Origin of the sequence: Clostridium sp. LS, assembly GCF_002760435.1 — a bacterium.
GTDB lineage: Bacteria > Bacillota > Clostridia > Clostridiales > Clostridiaceae > Clostridium.
In genome coordinates, this window is the sequence record NZ_AUUU01000051.1 from 1 (window position 1) to 25,532 (window position 25,532).

Annotated in this window: 31 protein-coding genes; 3 read left to right on the forward strand and 28 right to left on the reverse strand. The window is 28.5% G+C overall.

Annotated elements, in window-relative coordinates; translation table 11 throughout:
* Positions 1 to 339: 339 nt before the first annotated feature.
* From COL3_RS13270 to dapF, 10 genes are all read right to left on the reverse strand, one after another.
* Complete coding sequence (locus tag COL3_RS13270) at positions 340 to 921, reverse strand: DJ-1/PfpI family protein (protein WP_008420741.1); 582 nt, start codon at positions 919 to 921, stop codon at positions 340 to 342.
* 75 nt (positions 922 to 996) lie between these two features.
* On the reverse strand, positions 997 to 1,317 hold the full coding sequence (locus COL3_RS13275; RefSeq protein ID WP_008420743.1) for a hypothetical protein: 321 nt from the start codon (positions 1,315 to 1,317) through the stop codon (positions 997 to 999).
* A 282-nt stretch (positions 1,318 to 1,599) separates the two neighbouring features.
* Positions 1,600 to 1,809: a hypothetical protein gene (locus COL3_RS13280; RefSeq protein WP_008420744.1), complete on the reverse strand. Its 210-nt coding sequence runs from the start codon at positions 1,807 to 1,809 to the stop codon at positions 1,600 to 1,602.
* Positions 1,810 to 1,968: 159 nt separating this feature from the next.
* Positions 1,969 to 2,193, reverse strand: a complete 225-nt coding sequence (locus COL3_RS13285; RefSeq protein ID WP_008420746.1) for a hypothetical protein — start codon at positions 2,191 to 2,193, stop codon at positions 1,969 to 1,971.
* A gap of 266 nt (positions 2,194 to 2,459) precedes the next feature.
* A complete protein-coding gene (locus tag COL3_RS13290; protein WP_008420747.1) occupies positions 2,460 to 2,687 on the reverse strand; it encodes a hypothetical protein in 228 nt (75 codons plus the stop codon).
* Between the two features lie 231 nt (positions 2,688 to 2,918).
* Complete coding sequence (locus COL3_RS13295; protein WP_008420749.1) at positions 2,919 to 3,338, reverse strand: hypothetical protein; 420 nt, start codon at positions 3,336 to 3,338, stop codon at positions 2,919 to 2,921.
* Between the two features lie 218 nt (positions 3,339 to 3,556).
* Positions 3,557 to 3,946, reverse strand: coding sequence for a thioesterase family protein (locus COL3_RS13300; RefSeq protein WP_008420750.1), 390 nt, complete (start codon positions 3,944 to 3,946; stop codon positions 3,557 to 3,559).
* A gap of 39 nt (positions 3,947 to 3,985) precedes the next feature.
* Positions 3,986 to 4,207, reverse strand: coding sequence for a hypothetical protein (locus tag COL3_RS13305; RefSeq protein ID WP_008420751.1), 222 nt, complete (start codon positions 4,205 to 4,207; stop codon positions 3,986 to 3,988).
* 168 nt (positions 4,208 to 4,375) lie between these two features.
* Positions 4,376 to 5,380, reverse strand: coding sequence for a hypothetical protein (locus tag COL3_RS13310; RefSeq protein WP_008420752.1), 1,005 nt, complete (start codon positions 5,378 to 5,380; stop codon positions 4,376 to 4,378).
* Between the two features lie 107 nt (positions 5,381 to 5,487).
* Positions 5,488 to 6,315, reverse strand: a complete 828-nt coding sequence (gene dapF, locus COL3_RS13315; protein WP_008420753.1) for a diaminopimelate epimerase — start codon at positions 6,313 to 6,315, stop codon at positions 5,488 to 5,490.
* Positions 6,316 to 6,720: 405 nt separating this feature from the next.
* Between dapF and COL3_RS13320 the strand changes: the two genes are divergently transcribed.
* The gene (locus COL3_RS13320) at positions 6,721 to 8,454 is read left to right on the forward strand and encodes an NFACT RNA binding domain-containing protein (protein ID WP_008420754.1); all 1,734 of its coding nucleotides are present in this window, start codon (positions 6,721 to 6,723) and stop codon (positions 8,452 to 8,454) included.
* Positions 8,455 to 8,558: 104 nt separating this feature from the next.
* Here COL3_RS13320 and COL3_RS13325 read toward each other — a convergent pair whose 3' ends face one another.
* The 5 genes from COL3_RS13325 to COL3_RS13340 form a co-directional block, all read right to left on the reverse strand.
* Complete coding sequence (locus tag COL3_RS13325) at positions 8,559 to 9,404, reverse strand: MurR/RpiR family transcriptional regulator (protein ID WP_008420755.1); 846 nt, start codon at positions 9,402 to 9,404, stop codon at positions 8,559 to 8,561.
* A 17-nt stretch (positions 9,405 to 9,421) separates the two neighbouring features.
* A complete protein-coding gene (locus COL3_RS28810; RefSeq protein WP_180277942.1) occupies positions 9,422 to 9,580 on the reverse strand; it encodes a hypothetical protein in 159 nt (52 codons plus the stop codon).
* Positions 9,581 to 9,751: 171 nt separating this feature from the next.
* A complete protein-coding gene (locus tag COL3_RS13330; RefSeq protein ID WP_008420756.1) occupies positions 9,752 to 10,912 on the reverse strand; it encodes a class I SAM-dependent RNA methyltransferase in 1,161 nt (386 codons plus the stop codon).
* 26 nt (positions 10,913 to 10,938) lie between these two features.
* Positions 10,939 to 11,475 (reverse strand): bifunctional pyr operon transcriptional regulator/uracil phosphoribosyltransferase PyrR, encoded by a 537-nt coding sequence (gene pyrR / locus COL3_RS13335; protein WP_008420757.1) that lies wholly within the window; start codon positions 11,473 to 11,475, stop codon positions 10,939 to 10,941.
* Positions 11,476 to 11,496: 21 nt separating this feature from the next.
* The gene (locus COL3_RS13340) at positions 11,497 to 12,414 is read right to left on the reverse strand and encodes an RluA family pseudouridine synthase (RefSeq protein WP_008420758.1); all 918 of its coding nucleotides are present in this window, start codon (positions 12,412 to 12,414) and stop codon (positions 11,497 to 11,499) included.
* Between the two features lie 281 nt (positions 12,415 to 12,695).
* On the opposite strand from COL3_RS13340, the gene COL3_RS13345 reads away from it, so the two are divergent.
* Both COL3_RS13345 and COL3_RS13350 read left to right on the forward strand, forming a co-directional pair.
* Entirely contained in the window at positions 12,696 to 13,466 is a 771-nt protein-coding gene (locus tag COL3_RS13345; RefSeq protein WP_008420759.1) for a motility protein A, read from the forward strand.
* A gap of 22 nt (positions 13,467 to 13,488) precedes the next feature.
* The gene (locus COL3_RS13350; protein ID WP_035282919.1) at positions 13,489 to 14,238 is read left to right on the forward strand and encodes an OmpA family protein; all 750 of its coding nucleotides are present in this window, start codon (positions 13,489 to 13,491) and stop codon (positions 14,236 to 14,238) included.
* A gap of 123 nt (positions 14,239 to 14,361) precedes the next feature.
* Here COL3_RS13350 and COL3_RS13355 read toward each other — a convergent pair whose 3' ends face one another.
* The 13 genes from COL3_RS13355 to COL3_RS13415 all read right to left on the reverse strand — a co-directional run bounded on the left by COL3_RS13355 (position 14,362) and on the right by COL3_RS13415 (position 25,400).
* Positions 14,362 to 15,006, reverse strand: coding sequence for a DivIVA domain-containing protein (locus COL3_RS13355; protein ID WP_008420764.1), 645 nt, complete (start codon positions 15,004 to 15,006; stop codon positions 14,362 to 14,364).
* Positions 15,007 to 15,019: 13 nt separating this feature from the next.
* The gene (locus COL3_RS13360) at positions 15,020 to 15,790 is read right to left on the reverse strand and encodes a YlmH/Sll1252 family protein (RefSeq protein ID WP_035282921.1); all 771 of its coding nucleotides are present in this window, start codon (positions 15,788 to 15,790) and stop codon (positions 15,020 to 15,022) included.
* 6 nt (positions 15,791 to 15,796) lie between these two features.
* The gene (locus tag COL3_RS13365) at positions 15,797 to 16,048 is read right to left on the reverse strand and encodes a YggT family protein (protein ID WP_008420768.1); all 252 of its coding nucleotides are present in this window, start codon (positions 16,046 to 16,048) and stop codon (positions 15,797 to 15,799) included.
* 12 nt (positions 16,049 to 16,060) lie between these two features.
* Entirely contained in the window at positions 16,061 to 16,513 is a 453-nt protein-coding gene (gene sepF, locus COL3_RS13370) for a cell division protein SepF (RefSeq protein ID WP_008420770.1), read from the reverse strand.
* A 1-nt stretch (position 16,514) separates the two neighbouring features.
* Entirely contained in the window at positions 16,515 to 17,186 is a 672-nt protein-coding gene (locus COL3_RS13375) for a YggS family pyridoxal phosphate-dependent enzyme (protein ID WP_008420772.1), read from the reverse strand.
* 92 nt (positions 17,187 to 17,278) lie between these two features.
* Positions 17,279 to 18,013 (reverse strand): DUF881 domain-containing protein, encoded by a 735-nt coding sequence (locus tag COL3_RS13380; protein WP_008420773.1) that lies wholly within the window; start codon positions 18,011 to 18,013, stop codon positions 17,279 to 17,281.
* A gap of 12 nt (positions 18,014 to 18,025) precedes the next feature.
* A complete protein-coding gene (locus COL3_RS13385) occupies positions 18,026 to 18,415 on the reverse strand; it encodes a DUF1290 domain-containing protein (RefSeq protein WP_008420775.1) in 390 nt (129 codons plus the stop codon).
* 11 nt (positions 18,416 to 18,426) lie between these two features.
* Positions 18,427 to 19,158, reverse strand: a complete 732-nt coding sequence (locus tag COL3_RS13390; protein ID WP_035282923.1) for a DUF881 domain-containing protein — start codon at positions 19,156 to 19,158, stop codon at positions 18,427 to 18,429.
* A gap of 7 nt (positions 19,159 to 19,165) precedes the next feature.
* Positions 19,166 to 19,921 carry an FtsQ-type POTRA domain-containing protein gene (locus COL3_RS13395; protein WP_008420780.1) on the reverse strand — a complete coding sequence of 252 codons (756 nt, stop codon included), beginning with the start codon at positions 19,919 to 19,921 and terminating at the stop codon, positions 19,166 to 19,168.
* A 289-nt stretch (positions 19,922 to 20,210) separates the two neighbouring features.
* Positions 20,211 to 21,350 (reverse strand): stage V sporulation protein E, encoded by a 1,140-nt coding sequence (gene spoVE, locus COL3_RS13400; protein WP_008420782.1) that lies wholly within the window; start codon positions 21,348 to 21,350, stop codon positions 20,211 to 20,213.
* 25 nt (positions 21,351 to 21,375) lie between these two features.
* Positions 21,376 to 22,356, reverse strand: a complete 981-nt coding sequence (gene mraY, locus COL3_RS13405) for a phospho-N-acetylmuramoyl-pentapeptide-transferase (protein ID WP_008420784.1) — start codon at positions 22,354 to 22,356, stop codon at positions 21,376 to 21,378.
* 61 nt (positions 22,357 to 22,417) lie between these two features.
* Positions 22,418 to 23,782 carry a UDP-N-acetylmuramoyl-tripeptide--D-alanyl-D-alanine ligase gene (murF, locus tag COL3_RS13410; protein WP_008420785.1) on the reverse strand — a complete coding sequence of 455 codons (1,365 nt, stop codon included), beginning with the start codon at positions 23,780 to 23,782 and terminating at the stop codon, positions 22,418 to 22,420.
* 157 nt (positions 23,783 to 23,939) lie between these two features.
* Positions 23,940 to 25,400: a UDP-N-acetylmuramoyl-L-alanyl-D-glutamate--2,6-diaminopimelate ligase gene (locus tag COL3_RS13415; protein WP_008420788.1), complete on the reverse strand. Its 1,461-nt coding sequence runs from the start codon at positions 25,398 to 25,400 to the stop codon at positions 23,940 to 23,942.
* Positions 25,401 to 25,532 lie beyond the last annotated feature (132 nt).

Sequence of the window (25,532 nt, forward strand, 5' to 3'; positions counted from 1 at the left end):
TTATTTTTTATTCTTTTTCCATACTCAACCCAATTAAATAGCCGTTCTCACAAGTTACCCACAGATTTTACTGCATTATAAATTCCTATAGAATAAAAAAAGAACTCTATTTCTAGAATTCTAAATAAAAAATATAACTAAAATTATACTCAACTATTATTCAATATAAATAATTTTTATCCTTGGAATTTCCCTTTTGAGAACTGACCTTGTTTTTTAGTGCCATTAACCAAAGTTAGTGTACCTTTACCATCCATTTTTCCATTTTTAAATTTGCCTCATATTTATCACCGTTCAAGTACAATTTAAATTATTCTTTTATAAATTATGTGCTAACCTTTATATAAATCCCATAGCAACTTTTACAATTTTCATCTGCTGCTCAGATGTTAGCATTTCCAAAAGTTTAAATGCAACATACGGTGCTGTTTCAGGACAATATGAAGTAATAATATTTTTATCAACTACAATTGGTTCATTTACTACATTAACACCAAATTCTTTTAACTGTTTTTGCCTGTATCCATCTCTTAAATGGTATGTAGTCCCTTTGCGGTTCTTTAATACTCCACTTTTTCCTAGTGGTAAAGCTGCAACGCAAATCGTAGCAATAATTTTTCCTTTTAAATCAAATTCTTTTATCAAATTCAAAAATCGCTCATCATAAGCTTCCTCATAGAATCCAAATTCTTCGAATCCACCTGGAATAGCAAGTGCATCATAATCCTCAACATTAATTTCATCAATTGTTTTATCTACTATTACAGGAATATTAAATGTACTAATCACCTGCTTTTCAAATCCACAAGTTACTACTTGAACATCAATTTGATAATCATTTCTAGCCCACCCCATAACATCTACAAACACGCTAAACTCCATTGTTTCAAATCCTTTAGCTAAAAAAAGTAGTATTTTCATTTATAACCTCCGCACTCTTATTATCAATTATTCTCATATGGAAATTATAACATACTTTATAACCGCCGTATTATTTTAATGCGTCATGGATATTTCTCCTTCACCAGCTATAATTAAAGTTTCTCCTTTTTTTATAGGACCAACTTTTAAATACTCTTTTGTATCATTAAGTTTTACAAACAATATCTGAGCACCACTCGCATCAAGTAATGTAATAGTAACATTCTTATCTGGAGTTATAAGTTTTACATTACGATAAAGCCCTTCGTGTTCAGGAGAAATATTATAAATACCTTGTTTTAAAGTTGTTGCTGTTGGAATTTGATCAGCCTTAGAAACTTCACCAAACATAAACATAAATATAAATACTAATATAAAAAATTTCTTTATTTGCATATAATTCACCTCTTATCATAAGTATTTTATTTTATTTATAAGAATATACAATATTATTACTGCTTATTTACCGCAATATTTTATTTCAAATTACTTAGATCTATACATTTATTATGGCGTATTGCAAGCACATTGTATCATTTTTATTAAAAAGCACCAATATTCTAGTGCCAGAAGCAACAAATTCTTGTTAAATGTTTTAATTAAAAGATTATGGTCTCCGCTTTAAGGACACTGTTAGATAAAAAAGACACCTACATTTCTGTAAGTGCGTCATTAACTCTATCTCCAACTATCTTTACATATTTTATATATTTCATATATCTCTTCATTCGTGCAGTTTTCAAATGCACAATAACTCCAATCCCATCGTCCATATTGCGCTAAATAACTCCCACGGCAAATTATCTTAGGATGTCCCATGGCATTTAAATTAGGATCTGTTCCCTTAACTAGAGAAATTAAATCTTTCTTATCTAAATCAAGTTTCAAATTCATATCCCCTTTGATTTCATTACTTTATTATATTCCATCAAAAAAATTATATTCGTTAATACTACTTTATTATTCCCAAGACATTCTTTTGTCTTTATTGGAAAATAAATCATAAAAACTAAAAAAAAAGAGCCCTATTTCTAAAGCTCTCAAAACTCACGTCATAATATCTACATATATTTTTGCTATATAAATACCTCTACGTTCTACTTTTAGTATTTTCATTATTTTATTCTCCCATATATACTCAATAGCTTCATTAAAGCGTTCAGCACTAAACTTTACATCATTACTAGATAATACTACTATGAATCCATTACCAGAACGTATTGTTTCTGTTATCCTTATTTTTTCCAATATAATATTTACGTCATTACTCATCCGCTTCACCTCGAAATTCATTTTTTGTTTCTAATAGCTTTTTAAAGTAAAAAATCCCCTGTACAGTCTACACATTCATCAAGTAAAAACCTAAGACATTAACATGTACAGGGTATTTTATGTATTTAGGGGTATTGGGTATAGTTTTGTAGGACTGTTATCCTACTTTATATTTAGGAATATACTATTGGTTTAATACACTCATTATACTATTCGTTATTTAATTTAATAATCTGACACATAAATATAAATTTTTATTTTAAATATTATTTGCAAGGTTCTAAGGATATTTTATTCTGTTTTTTCATATTTTCAAGTTCAGCAATTATTTTCATATCTATAACAGCCATATTTTCGTCGATTAATTTTGTTTTCTCTAAATCACTAATACATTCTTTACATAAAGATAATACTTTTTTATATGCTCTTCCTTGCATTATAAGTAAAGCTTTATATTTCTGGTTGGTTAAATCAATTAATTCTTCATTTGTCATATCATTCCACCCTTTCATAGGAAACAAATAACAATCCTATAGAGATTGATATTTTATTGGTATTTATTCATCTAATATACTATTCGTTCTTCTATCTCATTTTCTGACCAAATATAGAAAATATTATTATAAAAAGTTAATAGGCATTTTATTTCACTTACATTATAACTGTAACTTAACATTAATAATCTCTTTACATAGTAAAAGAGCCCTATTTCTAGAGCTCTTATACTAAATTAATATTTTATTGAATGCATAATTAATTGCATCTTTTAAGTTTTCAAATGACATTTCATCCATGGTTATTGATGGTTCGTCTTTGACTATATATTCTTCTACTTTACAACTTATTGATATAGTTTTTTCAATTCTACTGCTAAGGGTTTGATCCTTATGCTGAAGGATCTTCAATTCATTATTCTCAGGATTTACACTGTACACTACAAAAATATTAGCTTTTCTCCCTGGAAATACTATCATGTTTTTCTCTGTCAGCATTTCAACCCGCTTATCCACACCTTGGCTGCTAAATAACTCATTAATTAAGGTTACAATATTATTTATCTCCTGTTCTACCTGATCTTGAGTAATTTTTAGTGGACATAAACTATGTACATAATTCTCAATCCATGATTTTTGATTTAATCCCATATCTCCACCTCTTTTGAAAATATATTTGTGTACTCTTCTAGTTCAAAATTTTATCTTTTTTATATAATATCATAAATTACATATTATTTAAAATACTAACATATTATTCGTTTTTAAAGTTAACTATCTGACATAAAATTTAAATCTAAGCTAAATGTATAAGGCATATGAAATAACTCCTCAGACAATTCTTTGTTTTGAGGAGTTATCATTCAAACTTATTTATTTTTTGTTTTTTCCATAAAATCATTAATATTTACTATATACCTTGTATGAGTGCCTTTTCCGATAATCCCATTGTCGTCATAAGCTTCTACTTCAAAAAACAATTTCATTCCATCTACTTTTACGAGTGTAGCTTTACACTCTATATTGGCACCTATACGAGATGATTTTATATGTTTAACATTTATTTCAATACCTACTGTAGTAAATTCATTTGGAATTTCGTTAACTACTAAGCTTTTAGCTGCATTTTCCATTAATGCAATCATAGCAGGTGTTGCATAAACCTCTAAATCTCCAGATCCAATTTTTATTGCTAAATCATTATCGGAAACTATAATTTTTTTTACAATAGAAGACCCTTCTTTTAAATTAAATTCCATCTTCCACCCTTCCCCATCTCAATTATTTAATATGTTTTGCTATTTCTGAAAGTCACCATATTTAGCTGCAGCCTTCCAAGTTTTATGATGCAATGAATTATGCTTACTGTTTGACTTAATTCCCCTCATTTCTTCTCTAATCATTGCCCTTGCAATTATTCTGAATTTTTTAAAGTCTTCTTCATTAACTTCCTGTCCAAGTAAATTTTTTGTTATTAATTCACTAGTTTTCTTATTAACAGCTCTATCAAATTTATTCATTTCTCATACTCCTATACTAAATAAAATTTCAAAAATATTATTATCTTTATTTTAATAATTTATCCATTAACCATTAAAGAGGTAAAATTATAATTTTTTATTTAAGCACCTGAAATAAAAACGTCCCCATGCTTTTTGCAGGTTAGCTTAATTTAGTCTGTCTATTGATTATTTATAATCCACAAATGCATAATCACTAGAGTCTTTAGACAAAGAGCTAATGCTTCCATCTTGAGCATACGTATAAATTTGTTCTACATTACCATTTGCGCTATTAGTACCTATGAATAAAATATTACTATTATCATCCTCTTTTAATCCCTTTGTTATTTTCACCGCAGCTGGAAAATCAAATACTAATCTCTTTGGTTTATTATCTATAAACTCGTACAATGAGTCTATATTTCCAGAAACCTTTCCAGTAAAAAATATATGATTATTATTAACAACTATATCTGATATTTCTTCTATATTCTCGCTTAAAAGACTTATATCTTTAGTTTTCTTATCTATCATCATTAGTTCTTTTTTATTTTGTAGTGTTAATTGTATAAATAATACATTGTTTTCAGTTCCCTTTAAAAAAGCCAAATAGCCTTCTTTAATTTTATATAACAATTCTTCTTTTTTTTCATTTATATTATAAGTAAATAAGCCATTTACCCCTTCATTACTGACTCCATAATATATCAATGTATCAGCGTCATACCAATCATACAAGGTTCCAGAAATCGAAACATCTGATTTGAATTCTATTTCCTTTCCATCATTTGTATTAAATATTTTTAACTTAAGACCATCATTTTCAATAAAATATGATATGTATTCCCCATTTTTTGATAACCTAAGCTGGCTGTAATTGGAATCCTTTATCTCATTTTTATGACCATTATGCATTACGTAATGTTTTCCGTCTTCGACAAATATGTAACTCGATGTGCTTTTATCATATGCTAATATAACCTTACCATCTTTTACTTCTTTGTATTTTCCATTTTCATAATTATATAATTTATAATTCCCATTTTCATTTCTTAGCACAGCACCTGCATTAAGTTTTATATCCTCTGTTATATTAGGTGTTGCAGTTTTTTCAGATGAACAACCTAATAAAAACAGAGGAAAAACAATAAAGGCTAAAACTCTCCAGCATATTCTTTTTGATAATTTCATTTTTTCCCCTCTTTAAATAACTAATAAATCTAATATTTTTAACAGATATTATAAAATAATTTTGGGATTCTATTATTACAATTATATATTTACCCCATGTCAATTATTTATATAGAAATTTCTCCTTTGAATACAACTTCAGCAGGACCTTTCATGTAAACATCATCGCCTAAAACTTCAATAATTAATTCTCCACCCGGTGCCTTTACAAAAATCTCTTTATTAGCATTTACAAGTCCTAACCTCTTTGCAACTACTACTGATGCACTGCAGCCAGTTCCGCAAGCAAGAGTAGCACCAGCGCCTCTTTCCCATGTATTAACTCTTATATGTGTTTCATCAATAACTTTTACAAAATTCACATTACTTCCTTCTTTAAATAAATCCAACTTTTCTATTTTGGAGCCTTCTAATACAACATTATATTCTCTTTCATTTTCAAAAATAATTGTATGAGGAACCCCTAATAATACTGTAGTCATATTATAAGTTTTATTATCTACAGTAATATCACTTTCTATAATATTTTCTCTATTATTTAAAGGTATATCACTTCCATTATATGAAGGCTTACCCATATAAACTCTTACATACTTAACTTTTTTATCTTCTAATATTATTTCGATTACTTTAATGCCATCTCCAGTCTCAACTGAAAATTTTTCTCCTTCTGCAATTTTATGTTCATAAACATATTTTCCAAAGCATCTAATTGCATTCCCACACATATTAGCTCTTGATCCATCCGCATTTATTATAACCATTTTTGCATTAGCTGCTTCTGATTTTCGAACAATAACTAATCCATCGGCTCCAATTCCAAAATGTCTATCACAAAGCTTTTGTGCAAGTGAGCATTCATCCTTAATCTTATTATCAAAATCTTCAACAAATACAAAATCATTACCTGCACCTTGCATTTTATAAAAATTCATACCTATTCCTCCTAATTTTAATCTCATCGTAAAACTTCTAATTTTAAGCTCGTGGCTACAATATAGTCTATTCTAATATTTCATTTATTAATAATATCACCAAGTTTAAATTATAACTTATTTCACAAGATTTCCATATATATTTTTTAAATTTTTTTCATATTTTTCATATATTTTAGTATTTTTTCAACATATACTGATATTCTCTATCATACTTTGATATTCTTCTAAATAAGTGAGAATCAAAATCTAATATTTTACTAATTCAACTTATCCTGCGAACGAATGTGAGTTAGATTTCCTTCGTCAATACACAGTGCTTTCTTCACATTTGGCTAATAATTGATAATTATATAATTATAATGTTATACTATTCTTAGTTACACTAAGAAAGGATGACATAAAATGGCATTAGATGGTATCTATTTATATAGTTTAGTAAAGGACTTGCAAAAATCAATAATCAATTCAAAAATAGATAAAATAAATCAACCTGAAAAGGATGAAATAATTCTAACCTTAAGAAAAGAACGAAGGAATTTAAAACTATTAATTTCTGCCTCTCCTAGATTTGCAAGAATTCATTTAACAAACAGCACTAAGGATAATCCAATAGTTGCTCCCATGTATTTAATGGTTCTTAGAAAATACATCCTAGGCGGAAGAATTACAAAACTTATTCAAAAAGACAATGATAGAATTTTAATAATGGAAATTGAAAACAGAGATGAACTGGGTTTTGACAGTATATATTCCCTTATAATTGAGATAATGGGCCGACATTCCAACATTACCTTAATTAGAAATAGAGATAATAAAGTTATGGAGTCAATAAAACATATTACACCTGATATAAATAGTTACAGAGTGTTATATCCAGGAGTTAATTTTGTTTATCCACCAGGTTCATCTAAATTAAACCCATTTTCATTTACTTATGAAGAATTATCCTTATTTATAAGTCATAATTCAATAACTTTGGATTCTAAATTTTATATAAATTGTTTTACTGGAATTAGTAATTTACTATCTAATGATTTATATTATAACATTACAAAAGATAACAGTTCACCTACTATGGAAGAAATTTATGAAAACTTTAAGAAATTTACAAACAACTTTGATGATAATATATCTTATAATATTTATACAACCAAAACTGGCATTGTAAAAGACTTTTATTCATTAAGATTAGAATCATTAGAAAAAGACTTTTTATTAATTCCATACGAGGATGCTAATATATTGATGGATGCCTTTTATGAAAGTAAAGATAAACAAGATAGACTTCAAAATAAATCTGTGGATTTACAAAAGCTTATTCATACTAATATTGAAAGATGTAATAAGAAAGTAAAAATCCTTAATGAGACCCTTAAAGAATGTGCTGAGAAGGAATCTTTTAAAATTAAAGGTGATCTTTTAACTTCATATATTTATACTATAAAGAAAGGTGATAGCGAATGCACTTTACTAAACTTTTATAATGAAAATGAAGAGGAATATGTTAAAATTTCACTGGATTCAACTAAAACTCCCTCTGAAAATGTTCAATATTATTATAAGAAGTACAATAAACTTAAAATATCTGAAGAATATGCTAAGGTTCAGCTTGAAAAAAATTCGGGAGAAATAGAATATTTAAATTCAGTTCTTACTAATATTATAAATGCTGAGAGTTACAATGAAATAGATGAGATAAAAAATGAATTAATTGAGACTGGGTATATAAGATACAGAAGAAATAATAAGAACCCCAAAAAAGCAAAAGCTTCTAAACCTCATCATTTTGTTTCAAGTGATGGAATTGATATCTATGTAGGAAAAAATAATTTGCAAAATGATTATTTAAGTTTAAAATTTGCTAATAAAAATTACCTTTGGCTGCATGCAAAAGATATTCCTGGCTCACATGTTATTGTTTGTTCATTTGATGTTCCAGATAAGACTTTAGAAGAAGCTGCAATAATTGCTGGATACTATAGTAAAGGCAAGGATTCTTTAAAACTCCCTGTAGACTATACAAAAGTAAAAGAATTAAAAAAACCAAATGGCTCAAAACCTGGAATGGTAATTTATCATACTAATAAAACTTTAATTATTAATCCTACTGATTTTAATACTATCTTTAATGATTAATCTTAGGTTTTATTTAAAATTCTTATAATCCTATATTAGCCATACAAAAAATGAGGTTCAACTACTAAAGTTGATACCTCTTTTTTTCATAAATTAATAAATAATTAAATGAATAAATCAAATTTTCTCCACGCTTCCTCTAACAATTGTACATTACTATTAAAATAGTCTTTCTTTTCTTTTTCTATTGATACAATCAATGCATTTATTAGACTTAGCGGTGCTGCAAAAGATTCTATATCCTTAGATCCTTTACTTACTGCAGTTAATGTAACATCCGAATACGGCACAAGAGGAGATAACATATTATCTGTAATAGCTATAGTTGTAGCTCCCATTCTCTTTAAATGTGTAAAAATTTCCACTGTGCTTCTTGCATATTTCTCGAAACCAATTCCTATAACTACATCTTCATCATCTACATCACTAATTTGCTTTGGAATCTGCTCAATATTTTCTATTAAATTAACATTATTAAACAATAGATCAAGATAATATTTTAAAAATGCACCAAGCATTGAAGAACTTCTCCTTGAAACTATATAAGTTCTCTTTGCCTTTAACAACAATTCAACAGCTTTTTTTAGTTCATATATGTTAAGATCCTCCATAGTAGTTTTAATGTTATTTAAATCTTCTTCAAATATTTTATAAATCTCACTTTCCTCACTACATTCTCTTTCTAAATCATCCTTCATTCTTTCAGCTTTTGAAACTTGCTGCTGCATTGACTCCTGTGTATCCTTTAAAAATTCAGGATAGCCTTTATATCCAAGAAAAATTACAAATCTAGTAACTGTTGCAATGCTAACTCCCGATAGTTTGGCTAATTTTTCAACAGTTAAAAAAGGCGTACTATTAGGATGTGATAATATATACTTTGCAATTTTCTCTTGCGCTTTACTCATATTAGGTATCTTTTCTGCCATTCTTTGATAAACTTCTGCCATACTTTAACTCCTCCCTTTTAATATATAATATTTAATCTTTCTTCACATGACATATTAGGATTCCCGTTAAACCATTCATATACAATCCTTACTTTTAATAAATCATCTGTGAAGGATGTCTTTCCAAAACTTGTATTTAAAAATTCGGACAAAAAAAGTGCTAACAATCTTAACAAATTGTCAGCACCATTGCTACCATTTTTTACTTAAATTTATTCTATCATGAGCATACTTGTTTGTAAATAACTTTTCACTTTTCAACCCATTAATCTTTTATTTATTAACTATTTTCCTTATTTTCTTAAGTTTTTTAATTTCCTCTATAAAAATCATTAATTTATCAACTTCTAATCCATTAATTCATTAATTAATAAATCTCCAAAATTCTTAATCTTATCATTATCAAAATATTGATAGTAGTAGCATTTTATTTTACCATTGTATAATTTTCTATTTTTAGTTGATTTTATTCCAAATACTTTTTCAAAAGGTTCAAAGGATGTTAAAATATTAAAATCCCAGCTTTCTAATTTTTTCTTTGTTTGCCCCATATGTTTATAAAGTGCAGGCAATATTTCCTTTTCTCCTATTCTTTCTCCATATGGCGGGTTAGAGATTATAAAACCATACTTTCTAGAAGTTGAAAAATCCATAAAATCTCTTTTTTGAAACTGGATATATTGATCAACCCTAGCTTTCTTTGCATTGTCCATTGCTACTTTAAGCACCTTATAATCTATATCGTATCCAATCAATTTTATATCTTTATTTTTCTCAGATTTCCTAGCTCCATCTCGTACTATATTAAATGTATTATCACTCATAGACGGCCACGTTTCACACACAAAGCTTCTATTTACTCCTGGTGCAATATTTTGTGCTATCATAGCAGCTTCTATTAATATTGTACCCGAACCACAAAATGGATCTATTAGTTCAAAATCATCATTCCATCTTGAAATCAAAAGCATAGATGCTGCTAAAGTTTCCTTTAATGGGGCAATTCCAGCAAGTTCCCTATAACCTCTTTTATGTAATCCTGGACCGGTTGTGTCTATTGTTAGTGTAACTACATCCTTTAATATTGATACCTCAATTTTGTATACAGGACCACTTTCGCTAAATGTCTCAATACCATAGCTTTCGCTCATGCTTTTAACAACAGCTTTTTTCACAATGGATTGACAATCTGGAACACTATGAAGTGTTGATTTAACACTTTTCCCAACTACATGCATGATTCCATCTATAGGAATTATTTTACTCCATTCCACTTTTTTTGTACCTTGGAATAGTTCCTCAAAGGATTTTGCTTCAAACTCTGCCATTTTAATTAGTACTCTATCAGCAGTTCTTAAATGAATATTACAAATTGCAATATCCATTTCATCTCCTTCAAAAGTAACCTTTCCATTTTCAATTTTTAAATCTTCATACCCAAGGGCTTTTAATTCCTTTGCGGTTATACTTTCTATTCCAAAGGTGCTAGTTGCAATTAAATCATACATAGTTTTGTTTTCTCCCTTATCACTTACTATTTGTCAAATATTTTAACCGAATCTTCTCCATCAATTTCCTTTAATGAAACTGCTATTACTTCGTTTTTAGAAGTCGGAATATTTTTACCTACATAATCTGCTCTAATTGGCAATTCCTTATGCCCTCTATCTATAAGAACTGCTAATTGAATGCCTGTAGGTCTATTTACGTCTATTACTGCATCAATAGCTGCTCGAGCAGTTCTACATGTATACAAAACATCATCAACAATAATTATTTTTTTATCTTTTATTTCAAGGCCCAAGTCTAAATTTCTAATTTCTAAATCCTCGCTAACCTTCGTTAAATCATCTCTATATAAAGTTATATCAACAGATCCGACTGGAACTTCGATTCCCTCAATTCCTTTTATATAATTCGCAATTCTTTTTGCAAGTGGATATCCTCTAGTTTTTATTCCAAGTAAAACTAAATCTTCTATACCTTTATTTCTTTCTATTATTTCATGAGAAATTCTAATTAATGTTCTGTTCACAGCTTTTTCATCAAGTAGAACTGCCTTTAATTTCATGTTACCCCTCCACTATAATTATTATTTTAATTCATTCTTTAATTTTTCTAGTATTACTTGAAAATATTCTGGTAATTCTGTTGTAAATTCCATATATTCATTTTTTCTTGGATGAATAAATCCTAGCGTTTTAGCATGAAGCATTTGACCTTTTAACTTATATTTTTGCTTTTTAAAACCATAAAGAGGATCTCCAACCAAGGGGAAACCAATCGAAGCCATGTGCACTCTTATTTGATGAGTTCTTCCTGTTTCCAATTTACATTTTATTAACGTATACCCATTATATCTTTCTAATACTTCATAGTGGGTTACAGCTTTCTTCCCCCCTTCAACAATACCTATCTTTAATCTATCCTTCTTATTCCTAGCTAAAGGTTTATCAATAGTGCCCTTATCATTTTTTATTCTCCCTTCAACTAGTGCATAATATTCTCTCTTCATAGAATGATCTTTTAATTGTTCCGAAAGCTTGTTATGTGCCTCATCATTTTTAGCAACTACTAGTACACCCGAGGTATCTTTATCAATTCTATGAACTATTCCTGGTCTAACAATTCCATTTATGCTCGATAAATCTTTGCAATGAAAAAGCAGTGCGTTAACTAAAGTTCCATTATAATTCCCTGGTGCCGGATGTACAACCATTCCCTGTTCCTTATTTACAACCACAATATCTTTATCTTCATATAATATATTTAGAGATATATCTTCAGGATCCACATTCAAAACTTCAGGCTCGCTTAATGATATTTCAATTTCATCCTTTGTCTTAACTTTATAATTACTTTTAGGGATTTTATTATTTACTTTGATGCTATACTTTTCAATGAGTCCTTGAACATAAGATCTTGATTTATCTTCAAGAATTTCTGATAAATATTTATCAATTCTAGTTTCTTTATCTTTTTCTTCAACTATTATAATTATTTTCTCCATAATTAAATATACCTTCCTCTTTAGCATATTCTTTCAACATTATAATATAATAATGGGCACTTTACAATTCAAAACTTATTATCGAAATATGTAATATAAAATATAATTAATGTCTAATTCTTCTAATTATAAAGGTTTTACATTTATTTTATATTATGCTATCATAATATTGTATTAGCATTTTATTGCTTATTATACAACCACTTTACATATATTACATTTTAATACATATTTAATCACTTACTTCTAATATATTGATATTTTCAAAGGGGGATGTATTTATGGACATTGTAACACTGTTAAGTGTAATATTAGCATTTGGATCTATTATATTAGGGTATACCTTAGCTCATGGTTCAATATTTGCGCTAATGAAACTAACTTCTGCAATTATTGTTATTGGGGGGACACTAGGAGCAACTTCTATTTCTTTTCCTTCGAAAACCTTTAAAAAGCTTCCCAAAATAATAGGAATAGCTTTTAGAAAGAAAGAAAGCAATATGCAAGAGTATATACGCTTTTTTAAAGAAACATCAATTAAAACTAGAAAAGATGGGCTTTTGAGTATTGAATCTGAACTTACCGGAGTAGATTTAGATCCATTTATAAAAAAAGGATTACAGATGGTGGTCGATGGAATTGATCCTGCGTCTGTTAAAAGTATTTTAAATACCAAACTTGAACAACTTTCTGCAAGACACGAAAAATATATTGAAATGTTTACTTCAGCTGGAGGATATGCTCCAACTATGGGTATTGTAGGGACTGTAACAAGTTTAGTTATAGTACTTGCTAATTTAAGTGATGCTGCAGCAATGGGCGGTGAAATTGCATCTGCTTTCGTAGCAACATTATACGGACTTGGTACTGCAAACCTTTTCTGGCTTCCTATTGCTAGTAAATTAAGGGAACTGAATAAGGAAGAAATCATCGAAAAGGAATTAATTATTGAAGCTGTTCTTCTTATTCAAGAAGGTATAAATCCTAATACCTTAGTTAGTAAACTTGTTGGTTATTTAACTGAAGAAGAAGCTAAAATGCTTGAAGAATAAGTTTAAAGAGGTATTGATAATGATGAAAAAGAGTACAAAAAAAGAAAAAGATGATACTGAAAGATGGATGCTTTCCTACTTAGATTTTATAACATTACTTATGATTTTCTTTTTAATGATGTATGCAATATCAAATGTTGATAATAAAAAAGCACAACAACTAGCTAACTCACTTAGAATTGGATTCAACAATGGAAATGGACAAAATGTAATTGCAGTATCAGATAGTACTAATGCAACTCCAAATGTAGTTGATCCTGCTGAGGATCAAAATAGCTCAGCGGCAGAAACCGAAAAACTTTCCGATATTAAAAAGAAGGTTGATGAACTTGTTAACAATTCTGAGTTAAAAGGAAGTGTTACTACATCAATTCAAGAGAGAGGGCTTATAATAAGCTTTAATGATAATATATTATTTAATAGCGGGGAAGCCATAATTAAACCAGACTGGCAAAGTAAATTAATTTCTATATCAAAGGTTTTAAATGGAATTGACAATTACATACATGTTGAGGGACACACTGATAATGTAGCTATTAACACAAATTATTTCCACTCAAACTGGCAACTCTCCTCTGTCAGAGCTGCTAATGTAGTAGAATTTTTAATATCTCAAGGTAACGTCAAGCCGGAAAGACTTTCTTCAGTAGGCTACGGAGAATATAGGCCTATTCAAAGTAATTCCACTGAAGAAGGAAGAGCTGCAAATAGAAGAGTTGATATTGTAATAATAAATAGTAAATATAATGACTCAGAAACTCCAAAAGAATAAAAAGTAAAAAGAGCTGTAAGCAAAAATAAGTTTATTTTTAAACTTTATTTCAGCTATAACTCTTTTTATATAAAGAATACCAAGTAATTGTACATATATTACTTGGTATTTTTAAATTAACTATTATTCATTTTGAACAAAAAAGCTTTTAATTTCATTTAATTCATCATTTAAAGAAATATTATTATTTTGAAGTTCAATTGATTCCTCAATACTATTTTTACTTTCTTCATCCTCAGTACTTACTTCTTTTTCTATTATTTCTTCTTTAACCACATCATCATCTTCAACTATATCTGAAACATTATAATTCTTAATAAAATCCTTTTCTAAATCATCAAAGGTTTCTAGCTGTGCATTCATAAAGTTCCTATATTTTGCCCTAAACTTTATAAATTCCTGTTTTACTCTTTCATATTCATCATTAATTTGAATAACATCTTTATGTGCCTTATCCAAAATTTTCTGAGCTGTTTCGTTCGCATTTTTTACTAATAATTCTGCTTCTTTTTGAGCTGAATTTTTAGCTTGCTCAGCAGCATTTTGTGCAAGTAATAATGTATTTTGTATAGTAGTCTCAATTTTTGAATAATGATCAACCTTTTCATTTAGATTTGCAAGCTTTTCTTTTAGGTTAGCATTTTCTTTATAAAGTTCCTCATAATTATCTACAACTTCATCTAAAAACTCATCAACCTCATCTGAGTTATATCCTCTTAACCCTTTCTTAAATTCCTTATTGTTAATATCCATTGGTGTTAACTTCATACTTTCACCTCAACTATGTATATTTTTTAATAACAATTTTAATTTTTCCACTTTTGCTATTCCCAATAGAATCACCCAAAATAAACTTTCCATAACCTCTTATAGTGATTCTTTCTTCACCTTTAAGTTCATAACTTTTATCTTTTATCTTAACGTAATTTATAAGAACTAATCCTTGCTCTATCATTTCTGAGGCTTTGGATCTAGATATATTTATAATTTTTGATACTATTCCATCAATTCTTAAGGATGAAACTAAAATAATTTCTTCCTTGAATTGAACTTTAGGAAGAAGTTCAAAATCATCAATTACTTTTACATTACAAACAACTTTAGAAATTCTATCTATATTATATATAATATAATTTTCAATTTCCTCATGAATTGGAACATAGCAGGTATTGTTATCCACTAATAAATCGCCAATTTTATTTCTTTCAATGCCAAGTGATAAAATGCCACCCAAAAAGTCTCTATGGCTAAGTTTTGAGAATTTTGAAGTATTTTCAATTTTAATCAATTTCATAGGAAATGGATTATTATAAGAATTATTAAAAGAAATCATTCTTCTTTCAGCATCTTCAAATAATCCATTACTTTCAATTTTCAAATCATTACTGCTTAAATTTTTTTCAAACCAAGTCCATATATTAGGTGTATAAAAACTCTTTCCAAATGAAGAAATACCCTTATCCCTACATATTATATATTTCTCATATAAATTTAATGCTTCATTTCTTTCATCATCTGAAAAATGGTTAATTATCTTTTCCTTTAAATTTATTTTCAATTATATAAGACCTCTAAGTAAATTGATAATCAAAAGGGCAATCACTGGTGAAAAGTCCATTGGCAATCCAGGAATAAGTCTATCTTGTAATCTTCTAATTGGCTCTAAAATCGGATAAACAAAATTGTGAATTAAATTAATAAACTTATTTCCTTGAACTTGAGGAACCCATGAAGCTATACATTCTATGAATATAGTTAGTTCTATTATGTTAAATAACAAATAAAGAACCATCTGAATACTATATATCATAATTTATACCTCCTATTTTGACCAATTAAATAAGGCCTTTGAACTAAGTTCATTCTTTAATTCATTTGTCACCTCAACATTTGATGGTGAAAGAATATACACTCCTTTTTCAATTTGTTGTAATTCGCCCCCCAAAGCATAACATGATCCACTTATAAAATCTAATAATCTTTGAGCAATTTTCAATTCTAAAACTGTAGTATTTACTAAAACAATTCTTCTATTCTTAAGTGCCTCACAAATTTCAGTTGCCTCTTCATAATCAACTGGTTTAGTAATTGTAACTTTAGTTGTAGAGGATGTATGAATGTTGACTACTTTGCTGTTTTTCTTATTTGTAATTACTGGTTCAATTTCTTCGTCATCCTTCATTTCTTCTTCATATTCTTCATCTACATAATCCTCGTAATCTTCATAATCCTCAAATCCTAATAAAGATTTAACTTTTGATAATACGTTGCTCATTCTATTCGCCTCCTAAATTATAATTTCTTTCTCCAAATATTCCTGTTCCTACTCTAATTAAATTAGAACCTTCTTCTATAGCTGTCATAAAATCATGAGTCATTCCCATAGATAATATGTTCATACTAATATTCTTATATTTTTTTTCTTTTAGCTCATCAAATATCTTTTTAGTTCTTCTAAAATATTTTCTGTTGCTTTCTTCATCTCCTATTGGAATAATTACCATTATACCCTTTACAGAAACAAAATTACATTTTTCAATTGCTTCAATAAATTCATATAAATTTTCTTCTAAAATTCCACTTTTGCTTTCTTCTCTTCCAATATTGATTTGAATTAAAGTATTAGCAACCTTATTAGCTTTTCCAAAATTTTTTTCTATTTCGTTTAATAAACTAACACTTGATAAGGAATGTATTAAGTATACCTTATCGACTAAATACTTAACTTTATTACTTTGGAGATGTCCTATAAAATGCCATCTAACATCATCATGAAAGTTTTCTGCCTTTTTGACTAATTCCTGAACTTTATTTTCTCCAAAATCTCTCATCCCCGCCATATAAGCTTCTTCTAAATCTTCTAATGGCTTTGTTTTGGAAACAGCTAAAAGCGTTACTTCTTTTGGAATTTTAGATTTAACTTCTTGAATATTTTGCTTAATTCCCATAATAAACACCTATAAAACTATTCCTTTCCTTCACTTAATTATTATTCTATATTATTTTTCAATTTCCTTCAATTATATTAAAATAAATTATTTTATTTCTTATTTTCATTACTTGCCATATATTTTACATTTGAATTGGCACTTGATGGCGGCATAATTATTTTATCTACTTCTTTTATATCAACTTCAAGCTTTCTAAACATCAGCTGCTTCACATGGCTGCCATCTTCCAATAGAGCTGCTTTTAACTTTTCTGGATCTCCAATAACATAGATTTTAAAAGGTGCATATTCCATTCCCCCATCATCAAATCCTATAAAAGCCCAATTGCATATTACACCAGACCACGGAACTATCCTATGATTATTTACACTGATAGCTTCTGCTCCTGCAACTCGAAGTTCATTTAAAACTAACGCCATATCATTATCATGTAAAAGTTTATTGTTTATTTCATCAGTATTTTCTTCTAATGCATTAGCTTTTCCATCATTTATCGTTAATATTATTCCTCGTCCTTCAATTTTATTTAATCCACTTAACATTTCATAATCATTGATTTGGGCCTTCATATCTTCCAGTATCTTATCATTTTTCTTATCATTATTCTCATAATTTCTTATTTTATCCCTTTTCTCAATATTATCCTCTTTAAGATTTCCAATTTCCCTATATAAAGCTGCTCTTTCTTCAACTGCATTTTGATACTGCGATGAATTTAATTGACTATAAGATTGAACACCTTTAAAATTAAAATCCATTGATATTAAAACACCTAATATTATGGTCGCAATGAAAACAAAGAAAAAGCCTTTATTATTTTTCATCACCTCACCCCTCTATTTAACTTCCTGTTGTTCTTCTAATGAATTTTTTTTAATTTTATTCTTTCTCCAGCTTTTAAATTGCTCCAATAATAATCTTCTTATAATAGCAAAATTATCAAATATCCTTCCGCCAAATACAATAACTGCAGCCATATATATTGGTATTCCAAGTTTATCACCTAAATATGCAAGCCCTGCTGCCAGAAGCGCATTACCAAAGAAGCCTGATATAAAAATATCAGCTTGAAAATTCTTAGAAAGATTTCCTCTAATCGCTCCAAATACTGAATCTAAGCAGGCAAGAATAGCTACAGACATATATGGTGAAAATTTATCCGATATATTTACATCTAATACAAAGCCAAGTATTACTCCAATTAATAGTCCTATAACTGCTACCAAATTACTCTCTCCTATTCCGTTACTGATTTAATAAAGTCATTCTTTAATGACTGTGTTGATTTTCCTATAAATATATCATCTTCTGTCTTCACTTCATTATTATAATTAGGAAGAGCAAGATATTCTAATGAACCTGGGAACGAAATTCCCACGTTAAGTCTCCCCTTCTCACCAATTGCTTTAATTACTATTTTATCTTTAGGATATACTTTTCCTGTAGATCCTATCGCTATTCCATTTCCTGCTGTCTTAATTCCAGTTTGCGGAGTTATCCTAATATCATTTATAGATATAGCTTCTGCTCCTGAATACCATAGTAAATTTACTATATGAACTAATTCATCTTCACCTAAATCTCTGCTATTATCACCAGGATTAGAACCAAAAATAGATGTTTTAGGTGTAATTGTTAATACTATCCCTGGTCCTTTTACATCAACTACTCCAAGAACCATTCTCGCATTATCTAGTTGATTTTTTATATCTTTACCCAAGTCACCATCTTTAGCTGCAGTTTCCTCCATTTGCTTGAGCTCATCTGATAACTTGGAATTAGTTTTCGATAATTCATCCTTTTCCTTCTTTAGTGATTCAACTTCTGCAATAATATCATTTTTATCATAATTGCTAATATTTGCTTCTGCTGTATTTTTGTTAGATAAGACTTTAAATTGATACGCTAATAAAAAACCTAAAAGTCCACAAACAATTGCTATAAGTAATTGCGATCTAGATATTTTCATTTCTACCTTACCTTTCTTTATAATATACTGGTGCACCATTGAATCCTACATCTACATATCCTTTAACAATCCCAATATCAGGACTTTCAATTATATGCAGTAACTTATTCATTTTATCAGGTATGTTTTCATCGTTACCTAATCTTCCTTCTACTTTCCCAATATAAACCTTTATATTCATAAGATCACTAATGTTAACTGAATCAATATTATAATTAGTTGGATTATTACTAATAATTTGATAAAAAGTATCAAAAAAACTCAATATTCTTGTATCATCAAGGCTTTGATTTCCCAACTCCACATTTTTTAAATCTATTCCTACAATATTAACTAAATTTCTATTATTAATATTATCTGTTTTTTCAAGTAAAGTACCTTCGCTATCCAAGACATAATAATACCCATCTTTCTCCACGTAGAATACTCCATTTTTTTCTGTAATCTTAATGTTTACTTGTTTTGGATATGATTTTGTAATTTCCACACTTTTAACATATGGATTTTTTTCAGCTTCACTAATTATGTTTTTTTTATCTATAAATAGGATGTTTTGTCCAATTAAACCTTCTGTTCTTTTCTTAATATCGTCTCCACTCATAACAGGGTTTCCTAAAACAGACACCTTAGTTATAATAAAGAAACTTGACTTAATTGAGAAAACAATTCCAATCCCTATTAGAATTATACCTATTATAATTATTTTTTTCATTCGCCTTTTTTTCTTAGCTTTTAAAATTAGTTTATTATTTTCTTTAATCATATACTTATCCCTATTCTTAAATTCTAATTATATAATAACATGAATTTTCATATATATAATACCACTTTAATATTATATTTTCATTAAATTTCCCTACTGAATTTTATTTTTCTATTATAACTTGCTTAAACAATTATCTTAAAATATCATTTACAGAATAAAATAACTATTAATATGTAATGCTAAAAGTTTCTTATTATTTCATTGCATTATAATAAATAAAGAGTAAAGAATATTAATATAAATTCCTTACTCTTTATTTTATTATAATTCTTTTAAAATTTCCATTTTAGATTTCCTTGATTTCTTCTTTTCCCTCAACTTGCCGCGATATGTTTAAAAGTATCCCAACTGCAGTCATATTTATTACCAGGGCCGTTCCTCCAGAACTTATAAATGGTAAGGGTACTCCAGTAACTGGCATTGAACCCGTTACAACCGCTATATTAATTAAGGATTGCACTCCAATAACTGAAGTTATACCTATAGCAAGAAGTGTTCCATAAGTATCCCTTGCCTTCATTGCTACACTAATTCCTCTCCAAATAAAAATTACAAATAGAGTTATTATACATATACATCCAATTAATCCTAACTCTTCTCCAATTATGGAGAAAATAAAATCATTATGTGGCTCAGGCATATATAAAGTTTTCTGCCTTGATTGACCTAAACCAAGGCCCGTAATTCCTCCTGCACCTAATGCATAGAATGATTGAATTAATTGATACCCATCACCTATTGGATCATTCCAAGGATTTGTAAAGCTCATTAATCTTTTCATTCTATATGGTTCTAACACCGTGAATGCAACTGCGGCTGCAACCATAACAGGTGCTACAATTCCGAATAAGTGTTTTAATTTTCCTCCAGCAGCAAAAAGTACAATAAACGTAACAATCATTATTACAGATGCAATGCTTAAGTTTTTTTGGGATAATACAATAGCTGCATACATCCCAGAAACGCATAAGTAAGGCACTATTCCGGTTGAAAATTGTTTTACTCCTTCACCTTTAACCTCAAGGCTTCTAGCTAAAAATAATACTACAACATATTTAGCTAGCTCTGATGGCTGCAAACTTCCAAAAGGCCCAAGGGGAATCCATCTTTGTGCTCCATTTACACTTGGAAAAAGAAATACTAAAAATAGAAGCGGAATACACCCTATCATTATTGGCACTGTATATTTTTTAATCTTGTGATAATCAAAACTCATTGTAAATGCCATTGCAATAATTCCAGCAATTGCTGCAAGTCCTTGTTTTTTTAAATAATACATGCTATCCCCAGTCTTAAACATGGCATAATAGGAACTTGCAGAATAAACCATAATTACACCAATAGACAATAATAAAACAACAGTATAGAATACCCCATAATCTATTTCACCCATTTTATTTTTTCTTTTGGACCTAATGATCTTCATACATAAATCCTCCAAATCTAATTAACTAAAGTGCTATAAACCCAACTACACATAAAATCGCAGTAATAATTGAAAATACTGTTACTATTTTCACTTCACTCCATCCTAAATGTTCAAAATGATGATGTATAGGAGACATTTTAAATACTCTTTTACCAGTTAATTTAAACGAAGTAACTTGAATTATAACAGATAAAGTTTCAATTAAATAAATCCCTCCAACTATAACTACAAATAATTCCATCTTTAACATTAATGCTATTGTTCCAATCGCACCTCCAAGGGCTAGTGACCCTGTGTCTCCCATAAAAATTTTAGCAGGAAAAGCATTAAATTTTAAGAACCCGAGAAGTGCTCCGGCTAATGCTAATGCAAAAATTGCTACCTCTGAATTATGTGTTCTAAAACCTACAATTGCAAAAAAAGTTAAAACAATTACTGTAACTGAAGTTGCAAGACCGTCTATTCCATCTGTTAAATTTACTGCGTTAGTTACAGCTGCATAATAAATAATTATAAATGGTATATATAATATACCTAAATTTAATCTAAAATCTTTACTTCCAAAAGGAAATATTATATCTGTGCCAACATAATTATATCCATACCAAGCTAATGCTAAAGAGAATATAATTAATAGTATCATCTTTTGTGCAGCTCTTAATCCTAAATTATCTTTATGAATTATCTTTAATATATCATCTAAAAAGCCTATAAAACCAAAGGCTAAAAATGAATACAAGATAATCATTTCCTTACTCATAAGCTTTTGTCCCATAATCAATATGGCTGCTGCAGTTGCTATAAAAAATATTAGTCCTCCCATAGTAGGAGTTCCTGATTTTTTTTGATGACTCTTGGGGCCATCTTTTCTTATATTTTGACCAAATTTCAGTTTGTGTAATATAGGTATAAATATTGGCCCAAGTACTATTGAGAATAAAAATCCTATTAATAAAGATCCTAAAACTCTCCAATTAATTAATAAGTTGATTGCTTCCCCCATCCAGTGTTGCCCATGGCATCTAAAAGAAAATGCCTAAATAAGGCAAGTCACCTCCTTCGTTTTATTTTATTTTCTCTAAACATTTAACAATTTCTTCAAATTTTTCACTTCTAGATGCCTTAACTAAAATAACATCATTTGTACTAATTATATTTACTAATTCTTCCATTAATTCTTGTTTGTCATCAAATATTATAGTATCTTTTTCAAAACCTTTTTTATAGAATTCCTTAAAGTCTCCTGTGGTTAATAAAATATCTGCCTTTCCTTTGGCAAATTTTCCAGTTTCAATATGAGCTTCTTTTGCATAATCACCAAGCTCGCCCATAGTGCCAAGAACCGCTATTTTTTTATTGCCATTATAATTCTTAAGAACCTCAAGGGCTGCTTTCATTGAATCAGGATTTGCATTATAGGAATCATTTATAATTGTAAAGTTATCATTTTTAATAAATTCAAGTCTCATAGATGTTGCATTAAAATTTTCTAATCCTTTTTCCATTTCCTCAAAAGTAAGTCCAAAATTTCTTGCAACTTGTATTCCTATAAGTGCATTTAGTACATTATGCTCGCCAATCATTTCTAAAGTAAATCTATGTTTTTTACCGTTCTTAGTAGCTGCATCAAAGGATGTGTACTTATCAGTCAGTTCTATATTCTCAGCATAAACCTCATAGTCTTTATCATAGCCTATTTTTTCCAAATTATATTTATCACTTTCATTTACTAACTTCAACATATCATTTTCACAGTTTATTATTAATGAATTTTTTTCTTCAAAAAAATCAACTATAGACATTTTTTCTTTAAGTATATTTTCACGAGTTTTTAAATATTCTATATGTGCAACACCTACATTAGTTATAGCAGCAATATCTGGAAGTGCTATACTTGCAAGTTTATTTATTTCCCCAAAATTACTCATACCCATTTCAAGTACAGCAATGTCATATTCTTTTGATAGTTCAAATATCATAAGCGGCAGGCCTATTTCATTATTAAAATTTCCTTGAGTTTTAAACACTCTATATTTTCCGCTTAAGAAGGCAGCAACTAAATCCTTTGTTGATGTTTTTCCAGTAGAACCAGTTATTCCAACCACTTTTATTCCTATCTTTTTCCTATAAAATCTAGCTAAATCCCCTAACGCTGTTTTAGTGTCATCAACCTTAATAATAGTTCCTTTATCATTTAATTCTCCAGGAAGAAATTTTATTTCATCGATTATTACTATTGATGCCCTTTTTTCTATGGCAGCTACAGCATAATCATTACCATTAAAATTTTCTCCTTTTAACGCAATAAACAAGTTATCTTTTTCTATTTTCCTTGTATCCGTAGAAATTTTATTAAAAATCCCTTCATTATTTTTAATTATAATTTCTCCTGATACAGCTTCCAGTATTTCTTTTAAACTTAAATCCAATTTCATCCACCCCTTTAGTTCAGTTAACAGTTTGCAGTTAACAGTTTACAGTTATAAATTTCAAGCTTTTTATCTTCAAATGTCTATTAAATAAGATTGTTTATCATTTTTACAAATCCCTTTAGGGATTTGGTCCTTAATTGTTAACTGTTCATTGTTAACTGTTAACTGCATCAAGTATTTCTTTTACAACTTCTCTTTCATCGAAGTGTATTGTCTCATTTTTCAAAACTTGATAAGTTTCATGACCCTTACCAGCAATAACTATTACGTCCCCCGTATTTGCAATGCTAATAGCTTTTTTTATAGCTTCTTTCCTATTTTCTATAACTATATAATTATCTTTATCCAAGCCTTCCTCTATATCCTTTATAATACTCATAGGATCTTCACTTCTTGGATTATCAGAAGTTATTATTGAAATATCAGCTATATCTATTGATATTTTCCCCATTTGTGGTCTTTTAACCTTGTCTCTATCTCCACCACAGCCAAATACACTGATTAACTTTCCATTGGTAAATTCTTTTGCAGTTTTTAAAATATTTTCAAGTCCATCTGGAGTGTGAGCATAATCTATAATTATTTCATAAGGCAAATTGTATTCTTTAGCTACTCTTTCGCATCTTCCTAAAACCACAACATTCTCTATTCCATTTTTTATTGCTTCTATAGGTATCTCTAATTTTGAGCATGATACTATTGCACCTAATGCATTATAAATATTATATTCACCAGGTATACTCAATATAAAGTCTTCTTCTTTTTCTAAATTAAGTTTAAATTTAATTTCTCTACTGCCCATTTCTTCATCAAAAGCTTTATAATCAGAATTGCATTTTACAGAAAACGAATAAATATTATCACTTTTTAAGTTATTTAAATCGGCAATTACTTGTCTTCCATAATTATCGTCAACATTGATAACTTTTATTCTGGATCTTTCAAATAACTTGAATTTTGCCTTATAGTAATTCTCAAAAGTCTTATGAAAATCTAAATGATCTCTAGTTAAATTTGTAAAAATACCAATTTCAAATTGCACACCATAAACTCTATCTAATTCCAAAGAATGTGAAGATACTTCCATAACACAATATTCTACACCTTTTTTTACCATTTCAGCAAATAGTTCTTGCAATTCTAATGATTCTGGAGTTGTTCTTTCGGTATGGATTCTTTCACTACCAATGTAATTAGCTATCGTTCCAATTAGTCCAACTTTATTATTATTAGCTTCTAAAATGTCTTTTATCATAAAAGCTGTAGTTGTCTTACCGTTTGTTCCTGTTACACCAATTATTTTCATTTTATTACTTGGGTTATCATAATAATTAGATCCCATTAATGCTAAAGCTTTTCTAGTATCATCCGATTTTAAAACAGTAAGACTATTTCCTTTTATTTCTACATCATCTTGGATAATTATTACTTTAGCTCCTTTTTCAATTGCTTTATCAATATATCTGTGCCCATCAGTTGCATAACCTTTTATACAAATGAAAACATCAAGCTCTTCTACTTTTCTGCTATCATAACTTATTTTATTAATTTCTACATCAATATCACCTTTAACAACTTTATAATTTATTCCATCTAAAATACTTTTCAAATTCATATTGAATCTCTCCTAACTAATTTACCTTACTCTATCAGCTCTATAATAAGCATTATAGAGTGATGAATTTTTTAGAATTTATGAACTAAAAAAATATAGCATGCGAGCATTCCCACATGCTAGTATTTTATC